Origin of the sequence: Mycobacterium sp. E342 (assembly GCF_001667665.1) — a bacterium.
In the GTDB taxonomy this organism is placed as follows: Bacteria; Actinomycetota; Actinomycetes; order Mycobacteriales; family Mycobacteriaceae; genus Mycobacterium.
Genome location: NZ_LZJM01000072.1, coordinates 1 through 3,327 on the forward strand (window position 1 = coordinate 1; position 3,327 = coordinate 3,327).

Here is a 3,327-nt window from a genome sequence, read left to right on the forward strand (position 1 = left end):
GGCGTCGGGATCTATTGGCCGCCAAGCTATTCGCAAGACGCGGCGGCGCCCGTCGTGCTGTATTTCCACGGCGGCGGCTTCGTCGTGGGCGACCTGGACAGCTACGACGGCACCGCACGCCAGCACGCGGTCGGCACGGAGGCGATCGTGGTGTCGGTCGACTACCGGTTGGCGCCGGAGCACACCTATCCCGCCGCCGTCGAAGACGCTTGGGCCGCAACGCTTTGGGCCGCGGAGCGCGCCGCCGAGCTGGGCGGTGACCCGAATCGGATGGCCGTGGCCGGGGATTCGGCCGGTGGGACCATCAGCGCCGTGGTGGCACAGCGGGCGCGGGACAGCGGCGCACCGCCGATCGCGTTCCAGCTGTTGTGGTACCCGTCGACCATGTGGGACGCCACCCTGCCGTCCTTCACCGAGAACGCCGGCGCGCCGATCCTCGACGTCAAGGCCGTCGCCGAGTTCTCGCGTTGGTACGCGGGCGATATCGACTTGTCGGCCCCGCCACCCGGTATGGCGCCCGGCCGGGCCGATGACCTGTCGAACCTGCCACCCGCCTACATCGCCGTCGCCGGCTACGACCCGCTGCGCGACGACGGCATCCGCTACGGCGAGCTGCTGGCCTCCGCCGGTGGGGTCGTCGAAGTGCACAACGCCGAGACGCTGGTGCACGGCTACCTCGGTTACGGCGGTGTGGTGCCGGCGGCCACCGCCGCGATGGAACGCGGGCTGGAGGCCCTGCGGACCGGGCTGCGCGGGTGAATCCGGAGCGTACGGTGAATCCATGACGGAGCCCACCTTCGCCCGCCCGGGGATCGATCCGGCGTTCAAGGCGCTGCTCGACGCCTTCCCGATGACCTTCAGCGCCGCCGACGGCGTAGAGGTCGCCCGCAAGCGGCTGCGGCTGCTCAAGGTACCGCCCGAAATGCTCCCTGACCTGCGGATCGAGGACCGCACGATCGGCCATGGGGAGCTCGCCGACATCCCCGTGCGCATCTACTGGCCGGCCCTGGAGCCGCAGGAGGCATTGCCCGTCGTCGTCTTCTACCACGGCGGCGGGTTCTGCCTGGGCGGCGTGGACACCCACGACCCCCTCGCCCGCGCGCACGCCGTCGGCGCCGAGGCCATCGTGGTGTCGGTGGACTACCGGCTGGCCCCCGAGCACCCGTTCCCGGCCGCGGTCGACGACGCCTGGGCGGCGTTGCAGTGGGTGGCCGCCCACGCGGCCGAGCTGGGCGGCGACCCGGACCGGATCGCCGTCGCCGGCGACTCGGCCGGCGGCAACCTGGCCGCCGTGGTGACACACCTGGCCAGTGAGAACGCCGGGCCCGCGCTGAGCTTCCAGCTGCTGTGGTACCCGGTCGTCACCGCCGATCTGTCGCTGCCGTCGTTCACGGAGAACGCCAACGCGCCGATCCTGGACCGCGACGTGATCGACGCCTTCCTGTCCTGGTATCTGCCGGACATCGACCTCAGCGACCCCACGGCACTACCCGTCACCCTCGCGCCGGCGAACGCGACAAACTTGTCCGGGTTGCCGCCGGCCTACATCGCGACCGCCGAACACGATCCGCTGCGCGACGACGGGGCCCGCTACGCCGAGCTGCTGGATGCCGCCGGTGTGCCCGCCGAGCTGAGCAACGAGCCGAACCTGGTGCACGGGTACGCCAGCTTCGCCTTGGTCATACCCGCGGCCGGCGACGCCACCGACCGCGGACTGGCCGCGCTGAAGAAGGCACTACACCCCTAGGCGGCGAACGATGAGCAGCACACCCGATTACCACACGCTGATCGTGGGCGCCGGCTTCTCCGGGATCGGCGCCGCCATCAAGCTCGACAACGCCGGACTGTCGAACTATCTCGTCGTCGAGGCGGGCGACGGCGTCGGCGGCACCTGGCACTGGAACACCTATCCCGGTATCGCCGTGGACATCCCGTCGTTCTCCTACCAGTTCTCCTTCGAGCAGAGCCCGGAATGGTCGCGGACGTACGCGCGGGGGCGCGAGCTCAAGGCCTACGCCGAACACTGCGTCGACAAATACGGCCTGCGATCGCGAATCCGGTTGAACACCAAGGTGCAAGCCGCCGAGTTCGACGACGAGCAATGCCTGTGGCGGGTGCAGACCGACCCCGGCGGCACGGTCACCGCCCGGTTCCTGATCAGCGCGTGCGGCGTCCTCACCGTCCCCAAGCTGCCCGACATCGACGGCGTGGACACCTTCGGCGGCGTCACCATGCACACCGCGCGCTGGGACCACGACCAGGACCTGAGCGGCAAGCGCGTCGCGATCATCGGCACCGGCGCCTCGGCCGTCCAAGTCATCCCCGAGATCGCGCCGATCGTCAAGCAGCTCACCGTGTTTCAGCGCACCCCGATCTGGTGCTTCCCCAAGTTGGACGTCGCGTTGCCCGGGCCGGCCCGGTGGGCGATGCGGGTCCCCGCCGTCTTGGTCATGCAGCGGTTACTCAGCCAGGCCTTCGTCGAAGTCACCTTCCCGATCTCCGCGCACTACTTCACGGTCATCCCGCTGGCCAAGAGGATGGAGTCGGCCGGGCTGGCCTATCTGCGCAAGCAGGTGCACGATCCGGCGGTGCGCGACCAGCTCACCCCGCGCTACGCCGTCGGCTGCAAACGCCCGGGCTTTCACAACGAGTACCTGGCCACGTTCAACCGCGACAACGTGCGGCTGGTCACCGAGCCGATCGACAAGATCACGCCCACGGCGGTGGCCACCACCGACGGCGAGGACCACGAGGTAGACGTGCTGATCCTGGCCACCGGGTTCAAAGTGATGGACCCCGACGACGTCCCGACGTTCGCGGTCACCGGAAGCGGCGGCAAGTCCCTCAGCCGGTTCTGGGACGAGCACCGGCTGCAGGCGTACGAGGGCGTTTCGGTCCCGGGCTTCCCGAATCTCTTTTCCGTGTTCGGCCCGTACGGCTACGTCGGCTCCTCGTATTTCGCGCTCATCGAGACCCAGACCCACCACATCGTGCGGTGCCTGAAGCGCGCCGAGAGCGGCGGCGCGACGCGCGTCGAGGTCACCGAGGAAGCCAACGACCGCTACTTCGCCGAGATGATGCGCCGGCGGCACCGGCAGATCTTCTGGCAGGACAGCTGCCGGCTGGCCAACAGCTACTACTTCGACAAGCACGGCGACGTGCCGCTGCGGCCCACCACGACGGTGGAGGCCTACTGGCGCAGCCGGCGGTTCGACCTCGACGACTACCGGTTCACCAACGCCGGCGCGCCCTAGGTGTACCCGGTTAAGACGTTGGTGTCAGTCGGCTGATTGGGGGTTGGCCTCCGATGGCTGTGTGGCGACGTTG

Annotated in this window: 3 protein-coding genes; all 3 read left to right on the forward strand. The window is 69.5% G+C overall.

The genetic code is table 11. The annotated features are described in order from the left end of the window. Positions 1-759: alpha/beta hydrolase (locus A5692_RS04120; RefSeq protein WP_068052498.1), on the forward strand; the 759-nt coding region annotated here is incomplete at its 5' end. Between the two features lie 22 nt (positions 760-781). After that, on the forward strand, positions 782-1,747 hold the full coding sequence (locus tag A5692_RS04125; protein ID WP_068052502.1) for an alpha/beta hydrolase: 966 nt from the start codon (positions 782-784) through the stop codon (positions 1,745-1,747). A 10-nt stretch (positions 1,748-1,757) separates the two neighbouring features. Continuing rightward, on the forward strand, positions 1,758-3,254 hold the full coding sequence (locus A5692_RS04130; RefSeq protein WP_068052505.1) for an NAD(P)/FAD-dependent oxidoreductase: 1,497 nt from the start codon (positions 1,758-1,760) through the stop codon (positions 3,252-3,254). Positions 3,255-3,327 lie beyond the last annotated feature (73 nt).